This window comes from Salinithrix halophila, from assembly GCF_042650125.1.
Classification (GTDB): Bacteria; Bacillota; Bacilli; order Thermoactinomycetales; family DSM-45169; genus Salinithrix; species Salinithrix halophila.
The window spans coordinates 242,108-269,072 of record NZ_JBHSAP010000015.1; the positions used below are offsets into that span (position 1 = coordinate 242,108).

Here is a 26,965-nt window from a genome sequence, read left to right on the forward strand (position 1 = left end):
GCGGCCCCTCAGGGGGCTCTTTTTTCTGCTGAAGACTATTATTCAATAGTAAAAGAATCCCCGAGGCTATGGTCGAGCTTGGGAGGGGGCGGTTTTTGAAGAGGCCTTTGGTTGAAAAAAGGAATGGTTAGGATTTTGTCGAAACTGATAACGATCTGACTCGTATAAATCCGGGCATTCTTGTGGAGAGAATTCAGCCCGTCATCCGGAGGTGACAGCGATGCAGTGGAAACATATCGCCGTCGAAAAAGGAGAAGGTTGGGCGCTTTTGACGATCCAGCGTCCGGAAGTGATGAACGCGTTGAATAGAGAGACATTAGAGGAATTGACGGAAGTTGTTGACTGGGTGGAGAATGAGGAAGACATCCGGGCTCTGGTCCTGACCGGTGCTGGGGAAAAAGCGTTTGTCGCCGGGGCGGATATCAAAGAATTGCGGCAGGTTCCTTCATCCAACGAGGCGGAACGGCTGGCTGCACGAGGACAAGCTCTCTTCTCCCGACTGGAGAACAGCCCAAAGCCGGTGATCATGGCTGTGAATGGCTTTGCCCTTGGGGGAGGCTGTGAGCTGGCTATGAGTGGGGATATCTTGATAGCTTCAGAAAAGGCTCGTTTTGGCCAGCCGGAAATCAACCTGGGTGTCCTTCCGGGTTATGGGGGCACACAGCGGCTGGCAAGACTGTTGGGGAAGAGCATGGCCAAATATCTCTGTCTGACCGGGGAGATGATCGGGGCGGAGGAGGCCCTTCGCATGGGCTTGGTTCAGAAAGTGGTGCCAGCGGATCAATTGCTGGCTGAAGCTAAAAAGCTGGCTTCTGCGCTGGCGGAAAAAGCGCCAGTGGCCATGAACTACACGAAACAAGCGATTAACCGCGGGGCGGAGACAGACCTGGCGACAGGTCTTGCCTTGGAATCTTCCTATTTTGGTGTCGTTTTCGACACGGAAGACCGGATGGAAGGGATGGACGCATTCCTGGAGAAAAGAAAGCCGCAGTTTAAAAATCGGTAACGCGACTTCCCTCTGTAAGAAGGAGGGAGATGGTGTCGTTTCCCGGGAAATTTTTCGAAGGGTGACAGAAGACAAGGGTCTTTCGACAGGATCTTTCGGTTTTTTCTACACCAGATAGGGAGAAGGCCTTGTCATCAGGTGTTTTATGCTATATTAATAAAAGGCCTCTAAGGTGCCTCTGGTTCCTGGGAGAGGGTAGGCTTAATGGAGGGATAAAGGTGAAAGTGTTTGAGATGGTTCCCCCGTTCCTATGGATCGGTCTTGTCGTTCTCCTTATCGTACTGGTGTTATTCCTCGTCCTTCAGACCCGTAAGCGAAGTGGTGAAGTCGATGAGTTGGAACGGGCTTTTAAAGCTCCCTATGACCCCAAGTCTGACGAACACCGAGAGGCGACTCTAAAGGAATCGAAACGGGAGCGCCAGAAGGAAGCGGAACCGGAGCCTGAGAAGGAAACAGAACCGGAACAGAAACAGGAACAAGAACAACCCCACCCGCTGTCACGGAGAAACAAGGGGCGAGCGGGTAAAAAGAAACCCTCGTAAATATCTTGAGAGCCCGCTTGATCGCCGGAGTCGACACATATCCGGCGATTTTTCGTGGAATGTTAACGTTATTATCGGTTCGGGAAATATCCTATCTTGTATGATAGCTTTGGAGATATAAGGCAAATAAGACAGGGGGGGAAATCTTGATAAACAAATCCGTGTGGAGATCTGTATTGGGTGGGGCGGTCGTCATGGTCGCCTTGAGCGCCTGTGGACAGCAACAGGGAGGATCCGACGGAGGTGCTTCCGAAACGGCATCGCCGAAGGAGATCTATGCTAGCAACTGTATGAGTTGCCACGGAGAAAAGATGGAAGGGAGCGTTGGGCCAGCTTTGGACAAGGTAGGGGCTCAATATTCCAAGAAGGAAATCGCTGCTATCATCCAAAGAGGAAAGGGACAGATGCCCGCGCAGAATCAGGTGGGTAATGCTGAACGTGACAAGCTGGCCGCCTGGTTGGCCAAGAAAAAGTAGGGCTGGAAGACCGGGAGAAGGGGAGTACTTGGCCTCTTCCCGGTTTTTTTTTATAAACGGCATTGAATAAATATTAACTCGAGTGTATAATGATACGAAACGATTTTCGATGGATGGAGGCAGTGCAATGAAAGTGGCCGTGATCGGTTCGACAGGATACGGTAGCGCCGAGTTGATCCGAATCCTGGAGCAACATCCCCATGTAGAGATTGGAGCCCTTATATCATCTTCCAGGGCGGGAGAGGAACTGAGTGCGGCCTTTCCTCACCTCTCTCACCTGGCTATCGATTTGGAAGAGTGGGATGCTGGTAGGATTGCGGAGCGAGCGGAGGCAGCTTTTTTCGCTGCACCAGCCGGTGTGAGCAGTCGCTTTCTTCCCGAATTGGCGGAACAGGGAGTGTCTGTGGTCGATCTTGCGGGAGACTTCCGTTTACGGGCGGGAGAGTACAAGGAGTGGTACGGAAAAGAACCCGCACCGGAAAAATGGTGCAATCAGGCCGTCTACGGGTTAAGCGAGTGGATGGGTGATCAAATCCGTCAAGCGAGGGTCATCGCCAATCCAGGCTGCTATCCGACTGCCGCTTTATTGATTCTCCTTCCCCTTCTGCGAACGGGTGCGGCAGTACAAGGTCCTCTGGTGATCGATGCCAAATCGGGAATGTCCGGTGCGGGCCGGGCCTTAAAGCCCGGCAGTCTCTTTTGCGAAGTGAATGAAAATCTCTTTCCCTATAAAGTGGGCTCCCACCAGCACACGCCGGAGATCGAGCGATATGCAGGAGAGATCGGCGGGCAACCGATACCGATCACCTTCACTCCCCAGATTGTTCCTATGAATCGGGGTATCCTTACATTCGTATATGCACCGGCAGCTTCGGGGTGGACCACGAAGAAGTTAAGGGAGATGCTGGCGGATACTTATGCGGGTCATCCTTTCGTCCGATTGCGTTCCGAAGGGGAATGGCCCCGGACCAAGCAGGTACAAGGAAGCAACTTTTGCGATATCCAGGCTCAGGTAGACAGCAGAACGGGTATGATCGTCGCCGCAGCCGCGATTGACAACTTGATGAAAGGGGCAGCGGGTCAGGCAGTTCAAAATCTCAATCTGATGATGGGGTGGCCCGAAACGGCGGGACTCCAGCTGCACCCGGTATATCCGTGATCGATCATAGAGAGAAACCGTCCTTGGGAGAGGAAAGGAGTAAGCGATGATGGAGACCATCCAATTGACGGAAAGCCGGGAGACGACGGCAGGGTTTACTACGGTTTCTGAACCGAGGATCACCTCACCTCTGGGCTTCACTGCCGCAGGAATGCATGCGGGGATCAAACGGAAGCGAAAGGATTTGGGCTTGATTCGTTGTGAAGTTCCCGCTGCCGCTGCCGCGGTCTATACCATGAATGCCTTCCAGGCGGCCCCCTTGACCGTGACCCGGGAAGGGATGGCGGTGGAAAGTCGTATGCAGGCTCTCCTCGTCAACAGCGGAAACGCCAATGCCTGTACCGGTGACGAAGGGTTGGCGGATGCCTACCGGATGAGAAAAGCGGCGGCCCATGCGCTGGACGTTCCCGAGCATTTGATCGGGGTTGCCTCCACGGGAGTGATCGGGGAGCGGTTGCCGATTGGAAAGATCATCGGGGCTGTTCCCGGTCTTGCCAGTTCACTGGCAGTGGTAGGACATGAAGATTTTTGCCGTTCCATTCTAACGACGGATACCGGAATCAAGGCGGCAGAAGTGCGTCTCCACGTGGAAGGGCGGGAAGTCCGTATCAGTGGGGTTGCAAAGGGTTCCGGGATGGTTCATCCCAATATGGCGACGATGCTTGCCTTCATGACCACCGATGCAGTGATTGAACCCGCTCCCCTGCATGGCTTATTACGGGAAGTGACCGACGAGAGTTATAACATGATCACCGTCGATGGGGATTCCAGCACGAATGATATGGTAACAGCGATGGCGAGTGGCCTGGCGGGGCACAGACCTCTGACGGAAAACCACCCCGACTGGGCTGCTTTCCGGGAAGCCTTCGCATTTGTTTCCCGTGAATTAGCCAAAATGATCGCTCGGGACGGGGAAGGCGCGACCCGGCTGGTGGAAGTTCGAGTGACTGGAGCGACCACTTTAGAAGGGGCGCGCCAGGCGGCTAAAGCCGTAGTCGGTTCTAGTCTCGTTAAAACGGCGGTATACGGGGCGGATCCCAACTGGGGGCGGATCTTGTGTGCGGTGGGCTACAGCGGCGCTCAGCTCGATCCTGCAGGTGTGACCGTGGAACTCGGCGGGGTTACCGTCGTCGAAGGGGGGCGACCGGCGATCTTCGATGAAGGCGCCGCACGGCGGGCTCTGGAGCAACCGACCGTGGAGATCGGTGTTCACCTCCATGAAGGGGTGGAACAGGCCTGTGCCTGGGGATGCGACCTTACTTATGATTATGTCCGGATCAATGCTAGCTACCGGACTTGATAAAAAAGCCGGGAGAGGGAGGAGGATGAGTCGATGAAAAAAGTGGTCATCAAAATTGGGGGAAGTGTGCAGGAGCGGCTCAGCTCCTCCTTTTTCCGGGATTGTGCCAATCTTGTCAGCCGGGGATGGAGGTCGGTGATCGTTCATGGCGGGGGCCCGGCGATCAACCGGTGGCAGGGGCGGATGGGCTTTTCCCCATCATTCGTAAACGGACTTCGTGTCACGGATGACACGGGGTTGGAAGTGGTTGAGATGGTATTGGCGGGAACCGTCAACAAAAGCCTGGTCAGCCGCTTGGAACAGGCGGGGGCATCTGCGGTCGGCCTTTCCGGCGTCGACGGGGGGCTGATCCGGGTGAGTCAGAAGGATCCGGCTCTCGGTTGGGTCGGTGAAGTGGAAACCGTACGCCCGGCTGTGTTGCGAACGTTGTTGGAGGGAGGGTGGCTCCCTGTCATCGCCTCACTCGGCACCGACGGAGCCGGATGTCGTTACAATGTAAACGCTGATACCGCCGCGGGAGCCATCGCTGGGGCGATTGGAGCGGAGTACCTGGTGTTGGTGACGGATGTGCCAGGAATCCGTACTGGTGATGAACGGGTTCTGAAATCGATCACGCCGGGGCAGATCGAAAAAATGGTGGCGAAGGGCGAAATTCATGGCGGAATGATTCCCAAAGTGGAAGCCGCGGTAGCGGGATTGTCGCAGGTGAAGGAAGTGGTCATCCTCGATGGTTGTTCACCCGGTTGTCTGTCGATGGAGAACGGCTTCCTGTCAGGCGGCACCCGAATTGTGACGGAGGAGGGGATGTGCGATGGCGCTTTTTCCGACGTATCTGCGCAATGAGATCCGGCCGGTCAGAGGCGAAGGGGTATGGCTTTGGGATGAGGGGGGGAAGCGTTACCTCGACTTCACTTCAGGTCTCGGGGTCTGCAATTTGGGACATGGTCACCCTCGGGTGAGGGAGGCCCTCGAAAATCAGGCCTCGCTGCTGTGGCACGTCTCCAATCTCTTTTCCATTCCGGGGCAGGAGGCAGTGGCTAACCTCTTGAAGGAAGCCTCCCATTTGGATTACGCCTTTTTCGCCAACAGCGGTGCCGAGGCCAACGAGGCAGCTATCAAATTGGCGCGACGCTACGGACATGAACACAGAGGGACAGAGAGGCCGGAAGTCATTACCTTCCGTTCCTCCTTCCACGGGCGAACCCTGGCCACCCTGACAGCTACCGGACAGGAAAAGGTGCAACAGGGGTGTGCTCCCTTGCCGGAAGGGTTTGTCTACGCTCAGTACAACGACATGGACTCGGTTCGGATGGTAGCCGGTGAAAATACGGTCGCTGTTCTCCTGGAAATCGTGCAGGGAGAAGGGGGGATCCGTCCTGCCGATACCGGTTTTCTCAAAGAACTGGAGGCCTTTTGCCGGGAGCGGGAGATCCTCCTGATGGTGGACGAGGTGCAGACAGGAATGGGGCGGACAGGCAACTTGTTCGCCTGTCGGGACGCGGGCATTCTGCCTGATGTGATCACCTGTGCGAAAGGGCTCGGCAACGGGTTTCCCGTCGGGGTGATGCTGGGACGTAGAGGGCTGAAAGAATTCTTCGGACCAGGTAGCCACGCCAGCACCTTCGGCGGCAGCCCCCTGGCGATGGCGGTTGTCCATGCCGTATTGAAGGAGTTAACGGAAACTTCCCTCCTGGAAAAATCCCAGGAGACAGGGGCCTATCTCGGCAATCGTCTGAAGGAAACCCTCCTTTCCCACTCCCTTGTGAAAGAAGTGCGGGGAAAAGGCTTGATGTGGGGAGTTGAATTGGATTGTCCGGCGGCACCGCTGGTCAGCCATCTTGCCCACAAAGGACTACTGGCTCTGCCGGCGGGGCCAGAGGTTCTGCGCTTGTTGCCCCCGTTGATCGTGACGAAAGAACAGACAGACATCGCGGTCGAGATGATCGTGGAAGGTTTGGTTGAACTGGAGGAGGAGACCGCAGATGGATGCGTATCTCGTATTTGAAGATGGGGAGACATTCTCTGGACAGTGGATCGGAAGCCCGAAGGAGACGCTGGGGGAGGTGGTCTTCACCACCGGCATGACGGGTTACCAAGAAGTTATGACCGACCCTTCCTATGCCGGACAGATCGTCACGTTCACTTACCCCTTGATCGGCAACTACGGAACGGTGATGGGGGAGAGTGAAAGCGATGCTCCGACATGCACTGGGGTGGTGGTGAGTGAACTCTTTGGTGGAGGGGAGAACGGACTCGCTGTTTGGTTGGACCGACACGGGGTTCCAGGGCTCTCCGGCGTCGATACACGGGCAGTCGTAAGGAAGATTCGCAGTCAGGGGGCGATGAGGGGGATGTTCTCCTCCAACCCACGCCCCACCGTCACTGGATGGCCCGACCCTCTCTCCGCAGAATGGGTCGATTCCGTCAGCGTTCGGACACCGGTCTTTCATCCGGCGAAAGTTTCGGACGCCTCTCATATCGTCCTGATTGACTTCGGTTATAAGCGATCCATTCTTCAATCGCTTATCGAAGGGGGATGCCAGGTGACGGTGGTTCCCTGGTTTTGGCCTCCTCAGAAGATTGAATCTCTAGACCCCGACGGTCTTCTCTTTTCGAATGGGCCGGGAGATCCGAAGGCCATGCTTCCCTGGGTAAGCGGGTGGGTTCCTCTGGTGCAAAAGATTCCCACGTTGGGCATTTGTCTCGGTCATCAGATTCTTGCCCTCGCTTTCGGCGCCGATACGCAACGGTTGCCTTTCGGCCATCGGGGGAGCAATCATCCGGTGAAGGAGCTGGCGACCGAAGAGGTATGGATGACTTCCCAGAACCATGGATATGCCGTCTGCTCTGACAGCCTTGATCTGGCTGTATGGGAGCTGACCCACTCCCATGTTAACGACGGATCCGTCGAAGGGCTCGCTCATCGGCAGTATCCGATATTCACGGCTCAATTCCATCCCGAGGCGCATCCTGGGCCGGAGGATGCGGCAGGTCTGTTCCAACGGTTCATCGACCGGGTGAACGCGGCGAAGGAGGTGAAGGTGTATGGGTGACCCGCGACAAAAAAAGATGCAAAGTGTTCTGGTCATCGGGTCCGGGCCGATTGTGATCGGTCAGGCAGCAGAGTTCGATTACGCCGGTACCCAGGCCTGCCTTGCTCTGAAAGAAGAAGGGATCCGGGTCATTCTGGCGAACAACAATCCGGCCACGATCATGACGGACCGGGAAGTGGCGGATGTTCTATACATGGAGCCCCTCACAACCGAGGTCCTAACCGAGATCATTCGCCGGGAGAGACCCGACGGACTGCTGGCTACCATGGGCGGCCAAACCGGTCTCAACCTGGCGGTAAAGCTGGTGGAGCTGGGCGTGCTGGAGGAATTTGGGGTCGAGCTATTGGGGCCCCCGGTGGAGACCATCATGAACGCAGAAGATCGGGAAGCCTTCAAGACCATGATGGAATCCATCGGTGAACCGGTTCCCCGAGGAAAGACCATCTCCGCTGTCCAGGAAGCTCTCGTCTACGCTGAGACAATCGGTTATCCCGTCGTCGTCCGGCCCGCTTACACCTTGGGCGGTTTCGGCGGAGGAACGGCGGAATGTCCCGAGGAATTGGCCCGTATCGCCCGCCAGGGGCTTGCGGCCAGCCCGATTAGACAGGTGCTAATCGAGCAGAGTATCCTCGGCTGGAAAGAGATTGAATACGAGATGATGAGGGATGCGGCGGGCACTTGCATCGCCGTGTGCAACATGGAGAATATCGATCCTGTCGGCACTCATACCGGGGATAGTGTCGTCACCGCTCCCTCTCAGACTCTGACCGACCGCCAGTACCAGTTGTTGCGGAGCTCTGCCTGCAAAGTCATCCGGTCCTTGAAAGTGGTGGGAGGTTGCAATATCCAATTTGCCCTTCATCCGGAGACGGGAGAATATGCCATCATCGAAGTGAACCCCCGGGTCAGCCGTTCCAGCGCCCTCGCCTCCAAGGCGACGGGATATCCAATCGCCCGTTTGGCTGCGAAACTCTCTATCGGATACCGGTTGGATGCGTGTCTGAACCCGGTGACCGGCCATACGTTTGCCAGCTTCGAACCGGCGTTGGATTATGTGGTGGTGAAAATTCCCCGCTGGCCTTTTGACAAGTTCCCGGAGGGGGATCGGCGGCTCGGCACGCGGATGAAAGCGACCGGGGAGGTGATGGCTCTTGGCCGCAATTTGGAGACGGCCCTTTACAAGGCGATCCGTTCCCTGGATATGGGCCGCTTCTCCCTCCTCTCAGCTTCAGATCGGGAGCTGACGGATGAGGCTCTCCGGACTCGTCTAGCTAAACCCGACGACCGGCGATTGTTTGCCCTGGGGGAAGCCTTTCGTCGGGGATGGCATCTGGAGGAAGTGCAGCGTTTGACTGGGATCACCCTCTACTACCTGGAGAAAGTGCGGGGGATGGTATGCCTGGAAACGGATTTGGCCTCTTACACTTGGGAAACCGTCCCGATTGCCCTCTTGAAGCAAGCTAAGGAAAAAGGGGTGGCTGATGCAACGCTTGCCCATATATATAAAGTCCCGGAAGCGGACATACGTGCTCGCTGGAAAGAAAAGGGCTGGTCTCCTTCCTATAAGTGGGTGGACACCTGTGCCGGGGAATTTACCGCGGACACCCCGTACTATTATTCCTCCTGGCAGGGAGAGGATGAAGTGCAGCCTTCCGGTGCGACGAGACGGGTGCTGGTAGTGGGGTCCGGTCCGATCCGAATCGGACAGGGGATTGAGTTTGACTACTGCTCGGTACACGCAGCTAAATCCTTGAAAAAGCAAGGGATCTTATCTGTCGTCATCAACAATAACCCGGAGACGGTAAGTACCGACTATGCGACGGCCGACCGCCTATACTTCGAGCCTCTGACTGTGGAAGATGTTCTCCATGTGGTGGAGAAAGAACAGGTGGATGGCGTACTGGTTCAGTATGGAGGCCAGACGGCCATCCGACTCATTCGGGGCTTGGAGGAAGCGGGAGTCCCTGTGCTGGGCACATCCGCTGAGGCCATCGACCGGGTGGAGGACAGGGAGAGGTTTTACGAGTTGCTTCGGGATCTGGATATCCCCCACATTCCCGGGCGGACGGCGGCGACACCGGCAGAGGTTCACGCCCTTGCAAAAGACCTGGGTTATCCGATCCTTCTCCGCCCCTCCTATGTAATCGGCGGACAGGGTATGCAGGTGGTTAGAGACGCCGCTGAACTGGCTTCTGTCATGGGTCGCTCCGGAGAATGCGGCTTGCCGGAGGAGGCATACCCGCTCCTGTTGGATCGGTTTATGGAAGGGATCGAGGTGGAGGTGGACGCGGTCACCGACGGGAAAGATTTCGTCATTCCTGTGCTCACCCAGCATGTAGAACGAGCGGGGGTACATTCCGGGGACAGCCTAGCGATCCTAGCGGCACCCGATTTGTCGGAGGAGCAGAAGGCGACAGTGGTCGACTACACCCGGAGGATCACCCAGGCTCTACCCCACGCGGGTCTCATGAACATCCAGTTCGTTGTCACTCCATCCCAGGTGTATGTGTTGGAAGTGAACCCCCGTGCTTCCCGGACCGTTCCCGTCATCAGCAAGGTGGCCGGGGTGCCGATGGTGGACTGGGCGACCCGTGTTCAGCTAGGTGAACCCCTCGCCTCTTTGGCTCCCCTCGGTCGGTTAGAGTCCCCCGAACGGTGGGCGGTGAAAGGGTCCGTCTTTTCTGGACCGAAGCTGCCCGGAGTCGATCCGGCATTGGGTCCGGAGATGAAATCCACCGGTGAAGTGCTGGGTCTCGGTGACACGTTGGAAGAGGCGATCGCCAAAGTCCTGCCCTGGACGATAGGTGCCCCGCTCCCCAACATGGAAGCGGGGAGCGATCTTCTCCTCTCTGTCGCTGATGGGCTAAAAAAAGAGCTGGGAGATTGGGTACCCGACCTGGCCCGCCAAGGTGTGGAACTCTTCGCCACCCCTGGGACTGCCCGCTTTATCCGAGAACAGTTCGGTCTAGAAGCCCATATCCTCACGATAGAAAATTGTGCCGATTGGCTCTCCAGCGACAGGCCGAAAGCGGTCCTAAACCTGCCGACACGGGGTGAAGACAACACCCGGGAGGGCTTCCGGCTACGGCAGATGGCGCTGGAGTGGCAGGTGCCTTGTTTCACTTCTCCGGATACATTCCGGTGGCTGCTTCAAACCCAGGGGTGGCGGGATTCCGCTTTTTGGACAGTCGCCCCCCTTGAGACAACAGGGAAAAAGGAGACGATGATCGGATGAAGACCACCCAAATGGTTATGGCGGCTCCTCCGTCCCTGAAGGGGCGGGATTGTCTGGCATTATCGGATTATACCCCCGGCGAGGTGGAATCGCTGCTTGCACTCGCTCTGGAAGGAAAAGAGAAGCTAAAGAAGGGAGAAGCTTGGCACCCCCTCTCCGGGAAGACACTGGCGATGATCTTTGATAAACCGTCTACCCGCACTCGGGTCTCCTTTGAAGCGGGGATGGCCCAACTCGGTGGGCATCCCCTTGCCCTCAACCGGCAGGAGCTGCAATTGGGCCGAGGAGAGTCGACGGCGGATACAGCCCAGATTCTGTCCGGGTTTGTGGACGCGATCTTGATTCGTACCCACTGGCACAGTGATGTGAAGGAATTAGCTTCTTATGCTTCGATTCCCGTTATCAACGGTCTAACGGACCTCCACCACCCTTGTCAGGCTTTGGCCGACCTGTTGACGCTCAAAGAGACGAAAGGGAAGCTAGCCGGTCTGAAGTTGGCTTATGTCGGGGATGGAAACAATGTGCTTCACTCCCTATTGGAGGCGGGAGCTCTCACTGGGATGCATGTAGCTGCCGCATTCCCTCCCGGCTATGAACCGGATGAGTCGATTGTTCAACAAGCGGAATTGATCGCCCAAAAAACGGGGGGAATGGTCACATGGACTCATGATCCGGCTGAGGCGGTGGCGGGAGCTGACGCTGTCTACACGGATGTTTGGGCAAGCATGGGCCAGGAAGAAGAGAAGGAGAAACGGATGAAGGACTTTGTCGGCTACCAAGTCGACCCAATCATGATGGCGAAGGCGAAGTCGGATGCCCTCTTCCTTCACTGTCTCCCTGCCTACCGCGGTCTGGAGGTAGCCGCCGAAGTGATCGACGGCCCCCAATCCGCTGTCTTCCGGCAGGCGGAAAACCGGCTTCACGCCCAGAAGGCATTGTTGGTGATGTTGTTAGGTGACTGAAGGTTGGAACGAACGCTTAGCTTCTCCTGTTGGGGGACATGTACAAAAATTAAACCCGGTTCCCTGCGCAGGGAACCGGGTTTTTCGTCTATCAAATGGAAATATATTTCTTTCTAATCATTTACCTGTAAAATGATACCACCAATTCCTCTGATAACGTAACCAGGCCAAGTTTTTTCATGCTCTTTACCTTTACAGGCGGGGGGAGGACGGGTAATCTGGTGGCAGGTGTGAAAGGAGGTTCCCTGTGACTCGTCTGGAATATCGCCTTCACGACTCATCCCGGTCATTCCCGCTCCTTTTCATCTATGACGATATCGATAGCGAGGAAATCTCCAATCGCCTGGTCTGTGACTGGTTTGTCAAAGAGGATCGTGTATTTGAAAAGGTAGCGACGGCTGTCTCCCCAACGGAATGTATTCTATTCGTGAAAGAGGCAGAGGAGGAGGAAGTGATTAGCCGGGAGCGCCTCACCCGCCCTGTCTGGGAGGGGTTGCGTCTGGAAGTGCGGGAGTATGTGGAAGGGGCTGTCTATTACCGGGTGGTGGAGATTCTCCATTTCGACTGCTCGGCAGACCTCCGTCTTTATCTCCAGTGTGATTGTTTTTATCTCCAAGAACGCGAATGGAAGAAGTTATCGGCGGAAATCGATGAGAACCGGCGGGTTTTCGTCCTCTACGCCCAACCCACGCAATGAAGAAGGGGGCTTCCGATGGAAAAGAGACAGGAAGAAACGGTCAGTCGAACCAAGCGGTTGACGGCGCTTTTCGCGGCGGCAGCCTTGACCGCCGTACCGGGATGTTCAAACGACCGTGCCGCGGAGGATTGCAACGACCAGGATGAGGACGGTTATTGCGACGAGGAGACCTGTGTGGATGAGGATCAAGACGGCTACTGTGACGATGGCAGTGGACAAACAGGAAGCAGCTATTACTATAAAGGAGGGAAAAAGATTTATAAGAAGATTTCCGGCATCTCTTCCGGCTCCAAAGGGGGCATCGGCAGTTCTGGCAGCCGATCCGGAGGGTGGTTCAGCGGGGGATGACCCGTTTTGAAGATAGGCCTTATGAAGAAAGACGGCAATTGATTTACGGCCCGGTTCGCAAGGAGGGAATCTTCACCTGGGATTGGTGTTATGGTCGGGAATACGCGCTCGCCTCGTCTCTCCCGCTCTCACCCTACCTCCACCGACAAATGGCTGAAGCCACGGAAGCGCTCGGTCGGATTTTTAGCCGTGTCATTGGAGTTGTTCGCCGGGGGGACGCGTCTCTGATGGAGGAATTGGGCATCCCGAAGGCGGCCTGGGGGGCGGTTCGCCTGGAAGCGAATCCATCCGTCCCTACTGTCGTGGGTCGTTTCGACTTCGCCCTCACCCCCGATGGATTGAAGATGCTGGAATTCAATAGTGACACGCCCACCGGGGTGGTGGAAGCCTTTTACGTTAACGGACAGGTATGTGAGGCTTACGGACAGAGAGATCCGAACGAGGGAAAGGCTGTCGACATCCAGGAGGCTTTTCAGCGTTATCTCCAACCGTGGAGGGAAAATGGGGAGTCCGTCGGCGAGGTGGTGTTTAGCGCCCTCGGTTGGCACGAAGAGGATGCGGGCACGACTCGCTATCTGATGGAACAATCCGGCTTGGACGCCCGTTTCGTTCCCCTGGAGTCCCTGCGGGTGGAGGGAGAGAGACTTATAGCTCCCTACGAGGGGGGGATGCGCCCCGTCGATGTGCTATACCGGCTTCATGCCCTGGAAGTGTTGGCGGAAGAGACCGATAGGGACGGATATCCCACCGGTGCTCGCGTTCTTGACTTGGTTGCCCAGGGGAAACTCCACCTCATCAACCCTCCATCGGCTTTCCTGGCCCAAACCAAAGCTCTCCAGGCCCTGATCTGGAGCTTGTACGAAGAAGAAATCTTTTTTACACGAGAAGAGCGGGAAACCATCGGCCGGTATATGTTGCCTACCTACCTGGAAAACCGTTTTCTCGGCCGTTCTCCCCATGTGGTAAAGCCGATCTTCGGTCGGGAGGGTGGAGCCGTCCTTCTTTGTGACGCCGACGGCATCATCCGGTGTCGGGATGGAGAAAAAGCTTACTGGGATCAGCCGATGATTTATCAGGAACGGGTAGAGATGGAGGAAGTAGAGGCGGAGACGCTAACCGGTTCTTTCCGCGGCCGCCGTCTGTGGGGTTCCTTCTTGATTGGAGGGAGACCCTCCGCCATTTTAGCCCGCCTGGACGGTCCGATAACAGGGAATTTGGCTTACTATCTTCCGGCCTTTCTGGATGAGTAGCGCATTGTGAAGCAATGGGTGCCGGATGTTTTGTGTATGCTTGTAAAGCAAAAAGGAGGATCCATATTGGAACAGTGGCCTTATATCGTGAATTTTCTTGCCTATCTCGGGGTGACCATCCCGTTGATGATTGTCGGCATCTTGCTTTTCCTCTTTACCACTCCTTACCGAGAGTACCAGCTGATCAAAGAGGGGGCGGACACCGACGATCCCCGAAAGGTAGCTGCGGCCAAAGCGGCCTCCTACGATCTGGGCGGTAAGATCCTCGGACTCAGTCTGGTCCTCGCGTCCGCCGTCTTCCACTCTGCCGGTCTGGTGGATCTGGTGGTGTGGGGCCTGATCGGGGCGATCTTCCAAGTAGCGGTTTTTTATCTTTTCGAACTGCTTACGCCCTTCAAGGTGGTAGCTGAGATTCCGAAAGGAAACGTCTCCGTCGGTATCTTCGCCGCATTCCTCAGCATCGCGACGGGCCTCCTGATGGCGTCTTTGATTAGCTATTAAATGAAAACAGAAAAATCGCCGGATGATCCGGCGGTTTTTTTACAATCTCCAGTTTTCGGGGAGGTAGCGGTTGGCTCGTTGCAGGGCGGATAGTTGTTTTTTTCGTTCGGTCCGCTCCTCTCGTCGTTCCAAGGCGGTCTCGTGTAGGTATTTTTCCTCCTCGGTTTCAGGGATCACCTGGGGGATCGGACTGGGTTTTCTCTCTTCATCCAGCGCGACCATGGTGAGGAAAGACACGGTGGCCAGTTCTCTCTTGCCGCTGGAGAGGTTTTCTGAGGTCACTTTGACAAACACCTCCATGGAGGTTCGTCCACACCAGGTGACGACGCCTTCTACGGTAATGGCATCCCCCATTTTAATGGGGATCAGAAAATCGATAGAGTCCATGGAAGCGGTCACTACAGCTTGTTTGCAGTGGCGAGCGGCGGCAATGGCGGCAACCTCATCGATATAGGCGCTCACTTTCCCGCCGAACATCGTTCCGTGGTGGTTTGTATCCGGAGGGAGGACGTGGGCGGTTTTGACGGTACGGGATTGGTTGGCATAGACGGGTTCGATGGTTTTCCACCTCGCTGTCAGTCAGACTCGGGGCGATGCCCCCCGACCCTCACAATCTACCCGTTCCGACAGAAAACCATGCGTCCGGGCCGCGTCTACTGTTTTTAGAGTTTTTATGCTAGAAGGAGGCGTATAGGATGTTACCGCCGATCCGATGCCTGTATGGTACTGGACACTTCGACGGAGTGGAAGGTACTGAATGGAAAGGAAGCTCGCTTTTCCGGTCGCCTGCTGGGCGGTTGTCTCGATACCCTGCGGATGTTAGCCGGGACGTGTTACGCTCCCGTGGCTGAATGGGCTCGGAACAGGAAGAAGGATTGGTCTGGTATTTGGAGTGCGCCCAACTCTCCGCTTCGGAGATGTATCGTGCCCTGTGGCAGATGCGGGAAAACGGTTGGTTCCAGAACACCCGCGGCCTGCTCTTTGGTCGCCTGGCACATACTGAAGGCACCCGGGATTTACCCTACATCGACGCCTTGGAAGCCGTATTCTCGCCGCTTCAGATCCCTGTCGTCTTCGATACCGATCTCGGTCATCTCCCTCCCCAGCTGACCCTTGTCAATGGGGCCTTGGCTAAGGTGGAAGTCTACTATGGCAAAGGAAGGGTAGAAATCGCGTTTCTGTAAATTTCGTTTTCTGTTAAGAAGAGGGAGTTTACAAGTCAAGCCGAATGCGTTAATAATAAGGCGATATTCTTGGTAGGATCATACCGGCAAAAGGCAGGGAAATCGCATGTCTATAAACATGGAATTGAAAATTGCCACCTCGAGGGAAACGCTGTTTGCGTACCTGGAGACAGAAGAAGGACTGAAGCAATGGATTGGCGGCCTGAAGGAGATAGCACTGGAATCCTCCCCAGAGAGTGATGAGAAAAAAGGCACTCCTTTCACTCTCAAGCTCCGTTCCGGGAGGACGGACCGGGAAATCCGGGGTGAAATCATTGCCTACCGTAACCCTGAACTCTTCGGTGTCCGCCTCTTCCTTACCCATGCGATCGTCGATCTCTTCTTGGATCTGGAGGAAGAAGGGAATGCTGTTCTCCTCAGCTGCGACTGCGAGATCGGCGTACCAGAAGGCACGGGCTTCCTCCGATCCCGCATGACTGCCTGGCAGTTCCGTCGCACCCTCTTCTCCCGTCTGAAGGGGCTGAAGACCATTACCGAGAGCCGAAAAGTCCCGGCATAACAACGGCTTTCCGAGACACCAAAAATCTTCGCTGATCCACCTCTTTTTCCGAAATCGGGGGTGGACTTTTTATTCAGCCGACCGTATAATAATACGAAACGATGAATTTTTATAAAGAGGTGTTCGGATATGGGGACGAAGGGGAAAGTGATCCTGGCCTACTCGGGCGGGTTGGATACATCCGTGGCGATTCAATGGCTGAAAGACAATTACGGATACGATGTGGTGGCGGTTGCCCTCGATGTGGGCGAGGGAAAAGATCTCGATTTCGTTAAAGAGAAGGCTCTGAAGGTAGGGGCGGTCAAGTCCCTGGTCGTGGACACCAAGGAGTGGTTTGCTGAGCATTTCCTGTTGCCGGCCCTGAAAGCCAACGCCCTTTATGAAGGGAAGTATCCTTTGGTTTCCGCCCTGTCGCGGCCATTGATCTCCCAGGTGTTGGTCAAAGTGGCGGAGCAGGAGGGAGCTGTAGCGGTCGCCCATGGCTGCACGGGTAAAGGGAACGATCAGGTTCGGTTCGAGCTCGCGGTCAAGGCGCTCAACCCCGGGTTGGAAGTGATTGCCCCCGTGCGGGAATGGGCAATGAGCCGGGAAGAGGAGATTGCTTATGCCCAGAACCACGGCATCCCGGTACCGGTGGCTTTGGATAACCCCTACAGCATCGACCAAAATTTATGGGGCAGAAGCTGTGAGTGTGGCGTGTTGGAAGATCCATGGGCCGCCCCACCTGCGGGAGCCTATGAATGGACGGTTCCGGTCGCTGAAACACCGGATCAGCCCGAAGAAGTGGAGATTACCTTTGAACAGGGAACGCCTGTCGCCTTAAACGGGGAAAAACTGCCCTTTTATCAGTTGCTCTCCAAGCTGAATCAATTGGCTGGCAAGCATGGCGTCGGACGGATCGACCATGTGGAAAACCGGCTGGTGGGGATCAAGTCCCGGGAAGTATATGAATGCCCGGCGGCGATCACCCTGATTACCGCCCACAAGGAACTGGAATTCCTCACCCACACCCGGGAAGTGACCCAGTTCAAACCTTCGGTGGAACAGAAGTGGGCCCAAATGGTCTATGACGGCCTCTGGTTCTCCCCCCTGAAAACGGCCCTGGACGCTTTCGTCAACCAGACCCAGGCGACGGTAACCGGCACGGTGCGGGTTTCGTTGTTCAAAGGGCAAGCGGTGGTAACGGGACGCCAATCCGCTTACTCCCTGTACAGCGAAGAACTGGCTACCTATACCTCCGACGATACCTTCAACCACCAGGCGGCTGTCGGCTTCATTCAGCTGTGGGGCCTGCCGACGGAAGTCCATGCCAAGGTGAACGCCGAGAAGGAGGATGCGACATTCGATGAAACTTTGGGGCGGGCGCTTTACCAAGCCAACTAACCAACTCGTTGAAGAATACACCGCATCCATTTCCTTTGACCAACGACTGGTCGAGGAGGATATCCGCGGGAGCCTCGCCCATGTCCGTATGCTGGGCGAGTCCGGTATCCTGCCAGCGGAGGAAGTAGAAGCCATCGCCAAAGGGCTCGAAAAGATCCGGGACAAGGTAAGAGCAGGAGACGTGGAATTTTCCGTCGCTCATGAAGACATCCATATGAACATTGAGAAGTTGCTGATCGAGGAAGTGGGCCCCGTGGGGGGGAAGCTCCATACCGGACGGAGCCGAAACGATCAGGTAGCCCTGGATATGCACCTCTATGTCCGGGCACGCACCGTCGATTTCGTCAAAGGGCTGACTGACTTACGCCAAGCCCTGACGGCCAAAGCGGAAAAGCACATCGACGCCATCCTCCCTGGATACACGCATCTTCAGCGTGCCCAACCGGTGCGTTTTGCTCATCATCTCCTCGCCTATGTGGATATGTTCGGACGGGATGTGGAACGGCTAATGGACAGCTATAAACGGGTCAACACCATGCCCCTAGGTGCTGGAGCCATCGCCGGTACCACATTTCCCATTCAACGGGAACAAGTGGCCGAAGAGCTGGGCTTCGATCGTCTATACGACAACAGCATGGATGCGGTGAGCGACCGGGATTACCTGGTGGAATTCCTATCCGCCGCCTCCTTGATCATGGTTCACCTTTCTCGCCTGTCTGAGGAGCTGATCCTCTGGTCCAGTGAAGAGTTCGGTTATGTGGAACTGGATGACGCCTTCTGTACCGGCTCCAGCATGATGCCCCAGAAGAAGAACCCCGACGTGCCCGAGTTGATCCGGGGCAAGACCGGGCGGGTGATGGGGCACTGGGTCTCCTTGATGACCACGCTGAAAGCCCTCCCCCTCACCTACAACAAGGACATGCAAGAAGACAAGGAGGGGGTCTTCGATACCGTCGATACCCTCACGGGCGCTTTGGCGCTGACGGCACCGATGATCGAAGGGATGACGGTGAAGGAGGAGCGTATGCGGCAGAATGCGGAAAAAGGCTTCACCAACGCCACGGACCTCGCTGATTACCTAGTGACCAAGGGCGTACCTTTCCGGGAGGCCCATGAAGTGGTAGGTCGTCTCGTCCTCCACTGCCTCAGCCGGGGCCAATCCCTCCTGGACCTGACCCTGGAGCAATACCGGGAAGCTCACCCGGCCATCCAAGGGGATGTCTTCGACCGATTGCAGGTGGAAAACGTCACCGATGCCCGCAGTGCCGGCTGCGGCACCGCCCGCGTCCGGGTGGAAGCGACTATCCTTAAGAAAAAGGATGACATCGACAAAGCCTATCATTGGATCCAAACGGCTCAAATTTGATCAAAAAAAGGAGACCGGCGACTGCCGGTCTCTTTTTCATGAGGTGAGCTTTCCTTTTTCCATACGGTGCACGTGGTCACACAGTCCGTCGATCTCTTCCCGGTTATGGCTCGCGATGAGAATGGTGACCCCTTGGTCCCGCAAGTTGAGGAGCAATTGGTGCACGTCCCGCAGTCCTTCCTCATCCAGGGCGTTGGTCGGCTCGTCCAACAGCAGGACCCGGGGTTTTTCCATGATGGCCTGGGCGATGCCGAGGCGTTGGCGCATGCCCATGGAGTATTTACGGACAGGAGCCTTCAGGGCTGGATCGAGGCCGACGGAGCGAAGGGTGGCCTCGATTTCGTCGTTACCGATGGTTCCTTGGATCGAAGCGAGCAGTTCCAGGTTTTTTTTGCCGCTGAAACCAGGGAGAAAACCGGGTTGTTCAATAAGGGCTCCCAGCTGTTTAGGGAAGGAGCCTTTTTGGAGCGGCTCGCCCATCACCGTAACCGCTCCTTCCGTAGGCTTGATCAAGCCGCAGATGACTTGGAGCAGCATGGTTTTTCCGGAACCATTGCGCCCGATCAAGCCATGAATCTCACCTTTTGGGACTGTTAAGTCAATGTGATCCAGGATGGTTTGTTTATCGAAGACTTTGGTGACTTGGTTTACTTCAATGGCAGCAGGTACCTCTCTCATCACGTTGTCATGCCTCCTTCAAGTGCTGAGTCAAATCCATAACGGAAAAACGCTGCAATCCTATCAGGAATGCAATACCAGTCAATAGAGCGTTGTAGGTCAACGACCAAAGCCAATCAAAGGGGATGGCGAGGGCATGATGGATCCCATGTCGCATCCAGATCCCTTGGTTTCCTGGCAACCAGGGAGCCCAATCAGCGCTCGGCAACAGCGAGAGCAGAAACACCACCAAAATGAGGAGATAGCCGTATACAAATTTTTGGGGCGGTAACAGAGAGTGGATCAGGGTCCAAGCCCATGACGTACTCCATTGCAACAGGAATAGCTGGCCGAGGGTGACCATCATCGCCTGACTCAAAGAGAAAGCGGATGGGTCCATGATCGAGGCAATCAGGATCAAGAGAACATCCCCCGTCAGAAAAAAAAAGGCACAGGACAAGGAGAGGGCCAGGGTCTTCGCCTGCCACCAGCGGCGGCCTGACCGGGCACGTAACAGGTACATTGTGAAGGAGCCCGTACGGCCTTCATAGGGAGTGGGGCCGATGATCAGATGGAGGATCCCATAGGGTAAAATCCAGCGAATCCAATCCAGCAACAGGTAGTTGCCGATCCCAGGCCCGCCGAAGGTGAAGGGCAAAAGCCGGGTCATCGCATCAGGGCCGAGGGTGACTTGGTTTTCCGAATAGAAGTGTAACAGGTTGAGTAAAGCGAAGCCGATAAAAAAAGCCGTCATCAGGAGGAGATGTCGCTGGGTCCAAATTGTACATAGATGAAAAGGAAGCAAGCGATTCATGAACGGGATCCTCCCATGAACCAATCGGTTCGCCTCAGCTTATGCAATCCGAGAAAGAGGACGATCCCGATCCACAACGCCCAGTAAAGGATCGATTCCATCATGGAAGGCCACTTGGAAGCGGCCTGGCCGAAACGATGGGTGTTGAGGTCCATATGTACGTTGATGAACAGCTGTTGCCAAGGGGAGGAGGGGGCATGGAAAGCAGCCAGCCCGCTCATCAAGATGATAAAAGCCACGGTGAACCCTGCCACCCGGCTTTGATAGACCACAGAAACGAGAACGGAAACCAGGCCGATCCCGAACCAACCCAATAACAACAAGAGGTTGGCAAAAAGAGCGGCTTCCAAAGGAGATAAATGAAGGATCGCCGGGTTGAAGCCGAAGATATCCCCTTCAGGCGGGTATCGGGTTGCCGTCCCCCAGGTATTGGTGCAGGGCAGGGCGACACAGGCGAAAAGAGTACTGCTGACAGTCCCAGACAAGGTGACCAAGGCAGCCGTCGTTACGACAGAGACGGCTTTCGCCAGCCACCAAATCCTTATCTCCCCGGAGCGGAGAAAGATGCTTCCCAACCAACCAGGGTTCTGAATCCCATCGTGGACCAGATGAAGAAAGAGGGGTGAAAAGCAAAAGACGATCGCATAAAAATTAGTCAGACTCCTGACGAGGATATCGCCTGCGTGATACATCGTTCCAGTATGGGGGACGATGAAGGTTCGATCCCATTCAAACCAGATAACCACCAGGTAGATGGGAATTGCCCATAGCCATTTCATCCGGAAAAAGGTGTGCCGGACATCCAAACGGATCAATCGCATCCATTTCCCGTTAAGATGCATGATCCCGATCCTTTAGTGTCCAATTGTGGAGAATGAGGAGGCTTACGCCTAATAAAGCAACCATGGGGCTCAGCACCAGCCAAGCGGTATTGGATGTACTGCTGAAGGGAACCAAGCTGGCAATAGGCTGGAGCGAGGTGAGCCAGTCGACCCCCGTGATTTGCGCTAGATTATCCGCCACAAACAAAAGGAGGATATAGAGGAGAAAGGGGGCGATTACGGTGGTGTATCGTTTTTTTAGAAACGTGGAACAAGCTAGTCCCAAGGTAGCGTAGGTGGCTCCAAACAGAAAACCCAGCCCGCAAATGATTAAACAATAGAGGAGCGGGAAGTCCACACGCAGATCGGCAAAGGCACCGACTGCGGGTGGCGGAACTGTCGGGGTAACGGGATACAACACGAGCGAGGCCAGCAATGATACAAGCAACACACCGGCGATGGTTCCTCCGCCAACCAGTGCATTGGCGATGGTCTTAGACTGGATGTATACCTTTTTTGAAGTTCGCAACAACACGTATTTCAAATAATTGCTTTCACGATCCGATGCGAGAGAGCCGGCGAAGGGAAGCGTAGCTAGCAATGGGGCGAAAAGGGCAAAGATAGAATTTCCATATGCATATTCGAAAGCGGAGTATGCGTCCGTATTGAGTAAGACGGTAGGGATGAGCCAAGGGCCTGGCAATCCATAATCGATAAATCCGATGAAACACAGGATCAAGCCAAAAACGAGGGAGAAATAAAAAGACTTGGCAGTAAAAGCCCGGATAAATTCTGATTTTAACAAGTACATGGATGGTCACCCTTTTTTTAAAAATACCTATCAGGCATCCTGTTTCAAAGGATGCCTGATAGGTATTTTAATCATATTTGTTCAAGGCGCCCTAGCGGGTAGTTCTACGGGTTTGTGGGAGTTCTAAAATTCATGTATATATAAATCGGTTTATTTTTTATTATATGTTATGCATTTATTGGGAACAAGTCTTTTCAGATAAAATTAAAAGACCGGCATCTGCCGGTCTTTTTGCCTACAGGACAGGTGAATCTATCACTTTTTTTCTCGGAAGGGCTCCGTGAAGTTTTCAGCTTTGACCAAATGGGCGCTCTCCCCACGGAATTCCACCCGAAATTCTTGTTGTATATCCAATAACGAACGTTTTTCCAGATCCGGCGGCAAATCGATATGGCTCACTTTCTGATCGTCATCGGGAAGGATTCCCGCCCCGGCCATCCCGGACGGTTCCTTTCCCATCTCTTTCAGTAAGTTGACAGAGAGAATCCGGCCTTGTTGATCAGATACGCAGATCGCCTTCATTACGCACTCCTCCCGCTTTGGTTATATCGTATTTCCGACCCAATAGTATTGGACGGAGAAAGGACCTACGTTTTTTACCGTCATATAGTAGGTAGTGGAGCCGTCATTGTTCATCTGGACTCCGGGTTCTGAATACCGGAGTTCGCTGCCGGGAGTGGCGGGTTTCACCCCGATTACTTCGAAACCGGGATATCCCGACCAATGAAACCACCAGCGGACACTGGCTCCGGGGCTGAGTGATTGAGGACCGATCTGCCAAGCCATCACGATTCTCCCCTTTCCTGGATACCGGTTTTGCAGTTTTTCCAAAAGCCTTCTGTTTTGCTTTTTTGCACTCTGCCTCCTTTCCGATGATCATCTTATTCGCCGCTTTCCCTTTTAGAACGAGGATTTCACCATTCTCCTTACCTAAGTCATTTCCGGGGAACTGGTTCGGATCTGGAGGACCTATTGCCGTTTTAGATCATCCTGCTAAGGGGACTCCTATCCCAAGGTTGCTGTTATTTTATGTATTTTTGTCATGTATACTTTACATTATGTCGTGTATATGTTACGTTGCATGTGGGGTGCATTTCATGTTATCCAATCGAATCGCAATCTGTAGGGCAGAAAAAAGATGGACACAACAAAAACTAGCGGATGAAGTCGGTGTTAGTCGTCAAACAATCGTGGCGATCGAGAAGAATAAGTACAATCCCTCTTTAATCTTGGCATTCAAGATCTCCCATGCTTTTAACAAACCCCTCACATCAGTCTTTCAATATGAGGAGGAGACAAACGATGGAAATACTTAAATGGTCTATTTTATTATTGGTGGCCGGAGTTATTGTGAGTGAATTATACAAGGGAAGGTTTGAAAGTAAACAAGAATCAAAAGATGAGCGTGGGCATTTGCTCATCTATAAATCAAAAGCTCTCTCCTACACAATTTTATCCTATGGAATTACCGCAGGGGTAATCTTGGTTGCGATCTTAGAAGTACTTAAACCAGAATATTTTGTTTTCTTTGTCATGATCGTCATGTTCATCCAGAGCATTGGCTCATCCATCTACTTGTTCAATGCACGAAAGCTTTGAAGTCAGGAGAGGGTTGATGGCACAATAATGTAGCAAAGGCCTTTAATGAAAATTTTTCCAACCTCGTTCATGTAATCAATGCCATTTTCGATATGGCTAATTCCTGTGTACGAATGGAATGGATTCTTTTCACTTGTGTGCTTATATCGCACCATACATGGCCAGAAACCGCCAATAGACACTTTAGCTCATCAAAACGGTACTAAGCCAAAAAAGATGAAACTTTCAGCCGGCCCCTCATCGTTTACTATAAACAGGGTGGGGTGAATCGTTAGGGATGTCGTTGCATCAGTATGATGATCAGGTTTTTATTTCCGTCCGATAATCGGTAAGATCCCCCTGGGAAAAGGACGGATCAATGATATAATGGGAGAGGTATCGGTACTGATTTTTGAATATTTTTCCTGAGCGTTTGTTTCCTCCTTTCATAAAAACCGTTCTGTTCTGAAAATCCAGGGTCTACCCCAGGCAGATGAAGGTGATAGTGTGATCGAGATGCATGATGTGTACAAAGTGTACGGCAACGGCGTCAAAGCCCTGAACGGGATCAATGTGAAAATTGATCAGGGCGAATTCGTCTATGTCGTGGGCCCCAGTGGTGCGGGTAAAAGTACGTTCATCAAGCTGATGTATCGGGAGGAGAAACCCTCCCACGGCGTCATCCTGATCAACGGTGTAAACGTCAAGCGGGTACGGGATTGGAAGATCCCGTACCTGCGCCGGAACATCGGGGTCGTGTTCCAGGATTACAAACTTTTGCCCAACATGACTGCTTATGAGAATGTGGCTTTTGCCATGGAAGCGGTGGAAGCCCCTAATCGGAAGATTCGCCGGCGAGTGCAGGAGATGTTGGAACTCGTAGGGCTTTACGACCGAATGAACGCCCTCCCCTCCCAGTTATCCGGGGGTGAACAACAACGGGTTTCCATCGCCCGGGCGATGGTGAATAACCCCGGTTTCCTGATTGCGGACGAACCGACCGGGAACCTGGACCCCGAGAACTCCTGGGATATCATGTACTTGCTTGAAGAGATCAATTCCCGTGGGACCACGGTCGTGATGGCCACCCACAACAAAGAGATTGTGAACACCATGCGCAAGCGGGTGATCGCTGTCGAGCAAGGCGTCATCGTCCGTGACGAACAGCAGGGGGAATACGGCTATGAAGATTGATACGTTTTTCCGGCATATTCGGGAGTCTTTCCGAAGCCTGAAGCGAAACACCTGGATGACATTCGCCGCCGTCAGTGCGGTGGGTGTGACGCTCCTGATCTTCGGTATTTTTCTCGTCTTCGCCTTTAATATCAGCTATATGGCGGGAGAATTGGACAAGCAGGTTTCCATCCGAGCTTTTATGGAGGTAACAGCCTCCGATGATGATATTGATCAAACCAAAGCCCAATTGGAAAAAGACCCCGCGATTAAATCGGTGAAAATCGTTCCAAAAGAAGACGGCCTGCGGGAGTTGAAGCAACAGTGGGGCGATGATAAGCGGTTTTTGGAGGGGTTGGAAGAGGGCAACCCCTTGCCTGATGCGTTGGTGATTCAGGCTAAGGATCCGCAGCAGACCGAGCCATTGGCCAACAAAATCAAGAAATTTAACCAAGTATCCGGTGTGGACTACGGCGAAGGGGTAACCGACAACCTTCTCGACCTGTCGGCCTGGATCCGAAACACCGTGTTCCTTTTCGGGTTTGGCTTGGCAGTGTTAGCCGCGTTCCTGATTTCGAACACGATCAAATTGACGATCTTCGCTCGTCGCCGCGAGATCGAAATCATGCGCCTTGTCGGGGCAAGTAACTGGTTCATTCGTTGGCCTTTCTTCATTGAAGGGGGGATGATCGGTGTAATGGGGGCGATCGTGCCTGTGGCCATCAGCCTCGTCGGATACAATGCCGTGCTCAACATCCTGGATGCAGGGAAGGCCTACAGCTTTTTTAAGATGTTACCCATGTGGCCGCTTGCCCTCTATGTTGCCGGGATAACCATCATCCTCGGTGTCATCATCGGGGTGTGGGGAAGTTTGATTTCCATCAGCCGCTTCCTGAAGGTCTGATCCGGATGGCGTGGCGGCGTGACCACTTGGGAGGAGATGCAGTGAAAAAGCAGCTGGTGGCGGGGTTGACGGGCTTCGTGTTGGCATGTTCGCTCCTGTCTCCGGGAATCTCCTTCGCCGACAACATCGATGACAAGAAAGAAGACATCAAAGATCGGGATAAAGAGATTCAACGGATCGAAAAGGAAAAGAAACAGACGAAAAAAGACCTGGAGTCGGTTCTTAAGGAACTGGAACAGCGGAAGCGAGAACTAAACGAACTCAATCAGGATGTCTACGAGACGGAGCAGAAACTGGAGAAGAGTAAGAAGCGGGTCGCCGAGAAGGAAAAGCAGATCGAGGAACAGAAAAAGGTATACAACGAACGGATTCGTATCGTTTATCGACAGGGGAAGATGTTTTACGTTCGGTCGCTGATGAATGCAAAAAACCTGGATGACTTCCTGAAACGCCTCGAATTTGTACGTCTGGTCGCCAAGCGGGATCAGGAGCTGATCAACGGTTACAAGACGGACCGTCGAGAACTCGTGAAGGAAAAGAAACAAATGGAAGACCTCCTCGCCGAGCGAAAGGAGAAAGCGGAGAAAGCCAAAGGGCTTCACGCCGACCTTACCGGTGATTATAAGAAAATCGAAAAACAAGTGAAAAAGCTGGGCTCTAAGCAAGAGAATCTAGAAGAGATCAACGAGAAAGAGAAAAAGCGGATCCGGGACCTGATTCGCAAGCGGCAACGTGAGCAGGCTACAGAAGATGACGACGGGTCCGATTCATACACCGGGGGCAAATTTGGATGGCCGGTGAAGGGTTCTCGGATCACTTCCACCTACGGGATGCGTTTTCACCCGGTACGAAAACGATACAAAATGCACACCGGAGTGGATTTTGCCGGTTCCCTGGGGACACCGATCCATGCTGCCGCAGGCGGCAAGGTGATTGAATCCCGTCCTGCCACAGGATATGGGTACATCGTTATCATCGATCACGGTAACGGTCTGTCCACACTCTATGCCCATATGTATGCTCAGGGTGTCAGGGTTCAGAGCGGAGATTCCGTCTCCAAGGGACAGGTGATCGCGGAGATTGGAAATAACGGGTGGTCGACCGGTCCGCACTTACATTTTGAAGTGCTGAAGAACGGAGACCAGGTGAATCCGATGTCGTACTTAAAATAAACAGAGAAGGGCGG

Annotated in this window: 30 protein-coding genes; 23 read left to right on the top strand and 7 right to left on the bottom strand. The window is 54.2% G+C overall.

The window, feature by feature from the left end; translation table 11 throughout:
- The first annotated feature begins 220 nt into the window (after positions 1-220).
- The 14 genes from ACFOUO_RS11425 to ACFOUO_RS11490 all read left to right on the top strand — a co-directional run bounded on the left by ACFOUO_RS11425 (position 221) and on the right by ACFOUO_RS11490 (position 14,529).
- The gene (locus tag ACFOUO_RS11425) at positions 221-1,006 is read left to right on the top strand and encodes an enoyl-CoA hydratase-related protein (RefSeq protein WP_380705248.1); all 786 of its coding nucleotides are present in this window, start codon (positions 221-223) and stop codon (positions 1,004-1,006) included.
- A gap of 218 nt (positions 1,007-1,224) precedes the next feature.
- Positions 1,225-1,548: a hypothetical protein gene (locus tag ACFOUO_RS11430; protein WP_380705249.1), complete on the top strand. Its 324-nt coding sequence runs from the start codon at positions 1,225-1,227 to the stop codon at positions 1,546-1,548.
- Positions 1,549-1,694: 146 nt separating this feature from the next.
- Positions 1,695-2,024, top strand: coding sequence for a c-type cytochrome (locus ACFOUO_RS11435; RefSeq protein WP_380705250.1), 330 nt, complete (start codon positions 1,695-1,697; stop codon positions 2,022-2,024).
- A gap of 127 nt (positions 2,025-2,151) precedes the next feature.
- A complete protein-coding gene (argC, locus tag ACFOUO_RS11440) occupies positions 2,152-3,183 on the top strand; it encodes an N-acetyl-gamma-glutamyl-phosphate reductase (protein WP_380705251.1) in 1,032 nt (343 codons plus the stop codon).
- A 49-nt stretch (positions 3,184-3,232) separates the two neighbouring features.
- Positions 3,233-4,483, top strand: coding sequence for a bifunctional glutamate N-acetyltransferase/amino-acid acetyltransferase ArgJ (argJ, locus tag ACFOUO_RS11445; RefSeq protein WP_380705560.1), 1,251 nt, complete (start codon positions 3,233-3,235; stop codon positions 4,481-4,483).
- Between the two features lie 33 nt (positions 4,484-4,516).
- Positions 4,517-5,326, top strand: a complete 810-nt coding sequence (gene argB / locus ACFOUO_RS11450; protein ID WP_380705252.1) for an acetylglutamate kinase — start codon at positions 4,517-4,519, stop codon at positions 5,324-5,326.
- Positions 5,295-6,488 (top strand): aspartate aminotransferase family protein, encoded by a 1,194-nt coding sequence (locus tag ACFOUO_RS11455; protein WP_380705253.1) that lies wholly within the window; start codon positions 5,295-5,297, stop codon positions 6,486-6,488. Before argB ends, ACFOUO_RS11455 begins: the two co-directional genes overlap by 32 nt.
- Positions 6,466-7,536 carry a carbamoyl phosphate synthase small subunit gene (locus tag ACFOUO_RS11460; RefSeq protein ID WP_380705254.1) on the top strand — a complete coding sequence of 357 codons (1,071 nt, stop codon included), beginning with the start codon at positions 6,466-6,468 and terminating at the stop codon, positions 7,534-7,536. The genes ACFOUO_RS11455 and ACFOUO_RS11460 overlap by 23 nt, the downstream gene beginning before the upstream one ends.
- A complete protein-coding gene (gene carB / locus ACFOUO_RS11465) occupies positions 7,529-10,771 on the top strand; it encodes a carbamoyl-phosphate synthase (glutamine-hydrolyzing) large subunit (protein ID WP_380705255.1) in 3,243 nt (1,080 codons plus the stop codon). The genes ACFOUO_RS11460 and carB overlap by 8 nt, the downstream gene beginning before the upstream one ends.
- A gap of 11 nt (positions 10,772-10,782) precedes the next feature.
- Positions 10,783-11,733 (top strand): ornithine carbamoyltransferase, encoded by a 951-nt coding sequence (gene argF / locus ACFOUO_RS11470; protein ID WP_380705561.1) that lies wholly within the window; start codon positions 10,783-10,785, stop codon positions 11,731-11,733.
- A gap of 247 nt (positions 11,734-11,980) precedes the next feature.
- Positions 11,981-12,430 (top strand): hypothetical protein, encoded by a 450-nt coding sequence (locus ACFOUO_RS11475; protein WP_380705256.1) that lies wholly within the window; start codon positions 11,981-11,983, stop codon positions 12,428-12,430.
- A 15-nt stretch (positions 12,431-12,445) separates the two neighbouring features.
- Positions 12,446-12,778, top strand: a complete 333-nt coding sequence (locus tag ACFOUO_RS11480; protein ID WP_380705257.1) for a hypothetical protein — start codon at positions 12,446-12,448, stop codon at positions 12,776-12,778.
- A complete protein-coding gene (locus ACFOUO_RS11485) occupies positions 12,775-14,028 on the top strand; it encodes a glutathionylspermidine synthase family protein (protein WP_380705258.1) in 1,254 nt (417 codons plus the stop codon). The genes ACFOUO_RS11480 and ACFOUO_RS11485 overlap by 4 nt, the downstream gene beginning before the upstream one ends.
- Before the next feature lie 63 nt (positions 14,029-14,091).
- Positions 14,092-14,529 carry a DUF350 domain-containing protein gene (locus ACFOUO_RS11490; RefSeq protein WP_380705562.1) on the top strand — a complete coding sequence of 146 codons (438 nt, stop codon included), beginning with the start codon at positions 14,092-14,094 and terminating at the stop codon, positions 14,527-14,529.
- A gap of 39 nt (positions 14,530-14,568) precedes the next feature.
- Here the strand turns inward: ACFOUO_RS11490 and ACFOUO_RS11495 are convergent, their stop codons facing one another.
- A complete protein-coding gene (locus ACFOUO_RS11495; RefSeq protein WP_380705563.1) occupies positions 14,569-15,108 on the bottom strand; it encodes an acyl-CoA thioesterase in 540 nt (179 codons plus the stop codon).
- Positions 15,109-15,404: 296 nt separating this feature from the next.
- Here ACFOUO_RS11495 and ACFOUO_RS11500 point away from each other — a divergent pair, with 296 nt between their 5' ends.
- The 4 genes from ACFOUO_RS11500 (at position 15,405) to argH (ending at position 19,021) form a co-directional block, all read left to right on the top strand.
- Positions 15,405-15,713: a hypothetical protein gene (locus tag ACFOUO_RS11500; protein WP_380705259.1), complete on the top strand. Its 309-nt coding sequence runs from the start codon at positions 15,405-15,407 to the stop codon at positions 15,711-15,713.
- 106 nt (positions 15,714-15,819) lie between these two features.
- Positions 15,820-16,272, top strand: coding sequence for an SRPBCC family protein (locus ACFOUO_RS11505; RefSeq protein ID WP_380705260.1), 453 nt, complete (start codon positions 15,820-15,822; stop codon positions 16,270-16,272).
- Between the two features lie 129 nt (positions 16,273-16,401).
- A complete protein-coding gene (locus tag ACFOUO_RS11510) occupies positions 16,402-17,655 on the top strand; it encodes an argininosuccinate synthase (RefSeq protein WP_380705261.1) in 1,254 nt (417 codons plus the stop codon).
- On the top strand, positions 17,618-19,021 hold the full coding sequence (gene argH, locus ACFOUO_RS11515) for an argininosuccinate lyase (protein WP_380705262.1): 1,404 nt from the start codon (positions 17,618-17,620) through the stop codon (positions 19,019-19,021). The genes ACFOUO_RS11510 and argH overlap by 38 nt, the downstream gene beginning before the upstream one ends.
- A 36-nt stretch (positions 19,022-19,057) precedes the next feature.
- Here the strand turns inward: argH and ACFOUO_RS11520 are convergent, their stop codons facing one another.
- The 6 genes from ACFOUO_RS11520 to ACFOUO_RS11545 all read right to left on the bottom strand — a co-directional run bounded on the left by ACFOUO_RS11520 (position 19,058) and on the right by ACFOUO_RS11545 (position 22,910).
- Complete coding sequence (locus tag ACFOUO_RS11520; protein WP_380705564.1) at positions 19,058-19,699, bottom strand: ABC transporter ATP-binding protein; 642 nt, start codon at positions 19,697-19,699, stop codon at positions 19,058-19,060.
- A 7-nt stretch (positions 19,700-19,706) separates the two neighbouring features.
- A complete protein-coding gene (locus ACFOUO_RS11525; protein ID WP_380705263.1) occupies positions 19,707-20,492 on the bottom strand; it encodes a hypothetical protein in 786 nt (261 codons plus the stop codon).
- Complete coding sequence (locus ACFOUO_RS11530) at positions 20,489-21,334, bottom strand: hypothetical protein (protein WP_380705264.1); 846 nt, start codon at positions 21,332-21,334, stop codon at positions 20,489-20,491. Before ACFOUO_RS11530 ends, ACFOUO_RS11525 begins: the two co-directional genes overlap by 4 nt.
- Positions 21,324-22,124: a hypothetical protein gene (locus tag ACFOUO_RS11535; protein WP_380705265.1), complete on the bottom strand. Its 801-nt coding sequence runs from the start codon at positions 22,122-22,124 to the stop codon at positions 21,324-21,326. Before ACFOUO_RS11535 ends, ACFOUO_RS11530 begins: the two co-directional genes overlap by 11 nt.
- 255 nt (positions 22,125-22,379) lie before the next feature.
- Positions 22,380-22,646 carry a hypothetical protein gene (locus tag ACFOUO_RS11540; RefSeq protein WP_380705266.1) on the bottom strand — a complete coding sequence of 89 codons (267 nt, stop codon included), beginning with the start codon at positions 22,644-22,646 and terminating at the stop codon, positions 22,380-22,382.
- A 21-nt stretch (positions 22,647-22,667) separates the two neighbouring features.
- Positions 22,668-22,910, bottom strand: coding sequence for a hypothetical protein (locus tag ACFOUO_RS11545; protein ID WP_380705267.1), 243 nt, complete (start codon positions 22,908-22,910; stop codon positions 22,668-22,670).
- Positions 22,911-23,221: 311 nt separating this feature from the next.
- Between ACFOUO_RS11545 and ACFOUO_RS11550 the strand changes: the two genes are divergently transcribed.
- From ACFOUO_RS11550 to ACFOUO_RS11570, 5 genes are all read left to right on the top strand, one after another.
- Positions 23,222-23,440: a helix-turn-helix transcriptional regulator gene (locus ACFOUO_RS11550; RefSeq protein WP_380705268.1), complete on the top strand. Its 219-nt coding sequence runs from the start codon at positions 23,222-23,224 to the stop codon at positions 23,438-23,440.
- A complete protein-coding gene (locus ACFOUO_RS11555) occupies positions 23,427-23,723 on the top strand; it encodes a hypothetical protein (protein WP_380705269.1) in 297 nt (98 codons plus the stop codon). Before ACFOUO_RS11550 ends, ACFOUO_RS11555 begins: the two co-directional genes overlap by 14 nt.
- A gap of 486 nt (positions 23,724-24,209) precedes the next feature.
- Positions 24,210-24,896: a cell division ATP-binding protein FtsE gene (gene ftsE / locus ACFOUO_RS11560; RefSeq protein WP_380705270.1), complete on the top strand. Its 687-nt coding sequence runs from the start codon at positions 24,210-24,212 to the stop codon at positions 24,894-24,896.
- Positions 24,886-25,779 (top strand): permease-like cell division protein FtsX, encoded by an 894-nt coding sequence (ftsX, locus tag ACFOUO_RS11565; RefSeq protein WP_380705271.1) that lies wholly within the window; start codon positions 24,886-24,888, stop codon positions 25,777-25,779. Before ftsE ends, ftsX begins: the two co-directional genes overlap by 11 nt.
- 41 nt (positions 25,780-25,820) lie before the next feature.
- On the top strand, positions 25,821-26,951 hold the full coding sequence (locus ACFOUO_RS11570) for a murein hydrolase activator EnvC family protein (RefSeq protein WP_380705272.1): 1,131 nt from the start codon (positions 25,821-25,823) through the stop codon (positions 26,949-26,951).
- Positions 26,952-26,965 lie beyond the last annotated feature (14 nt).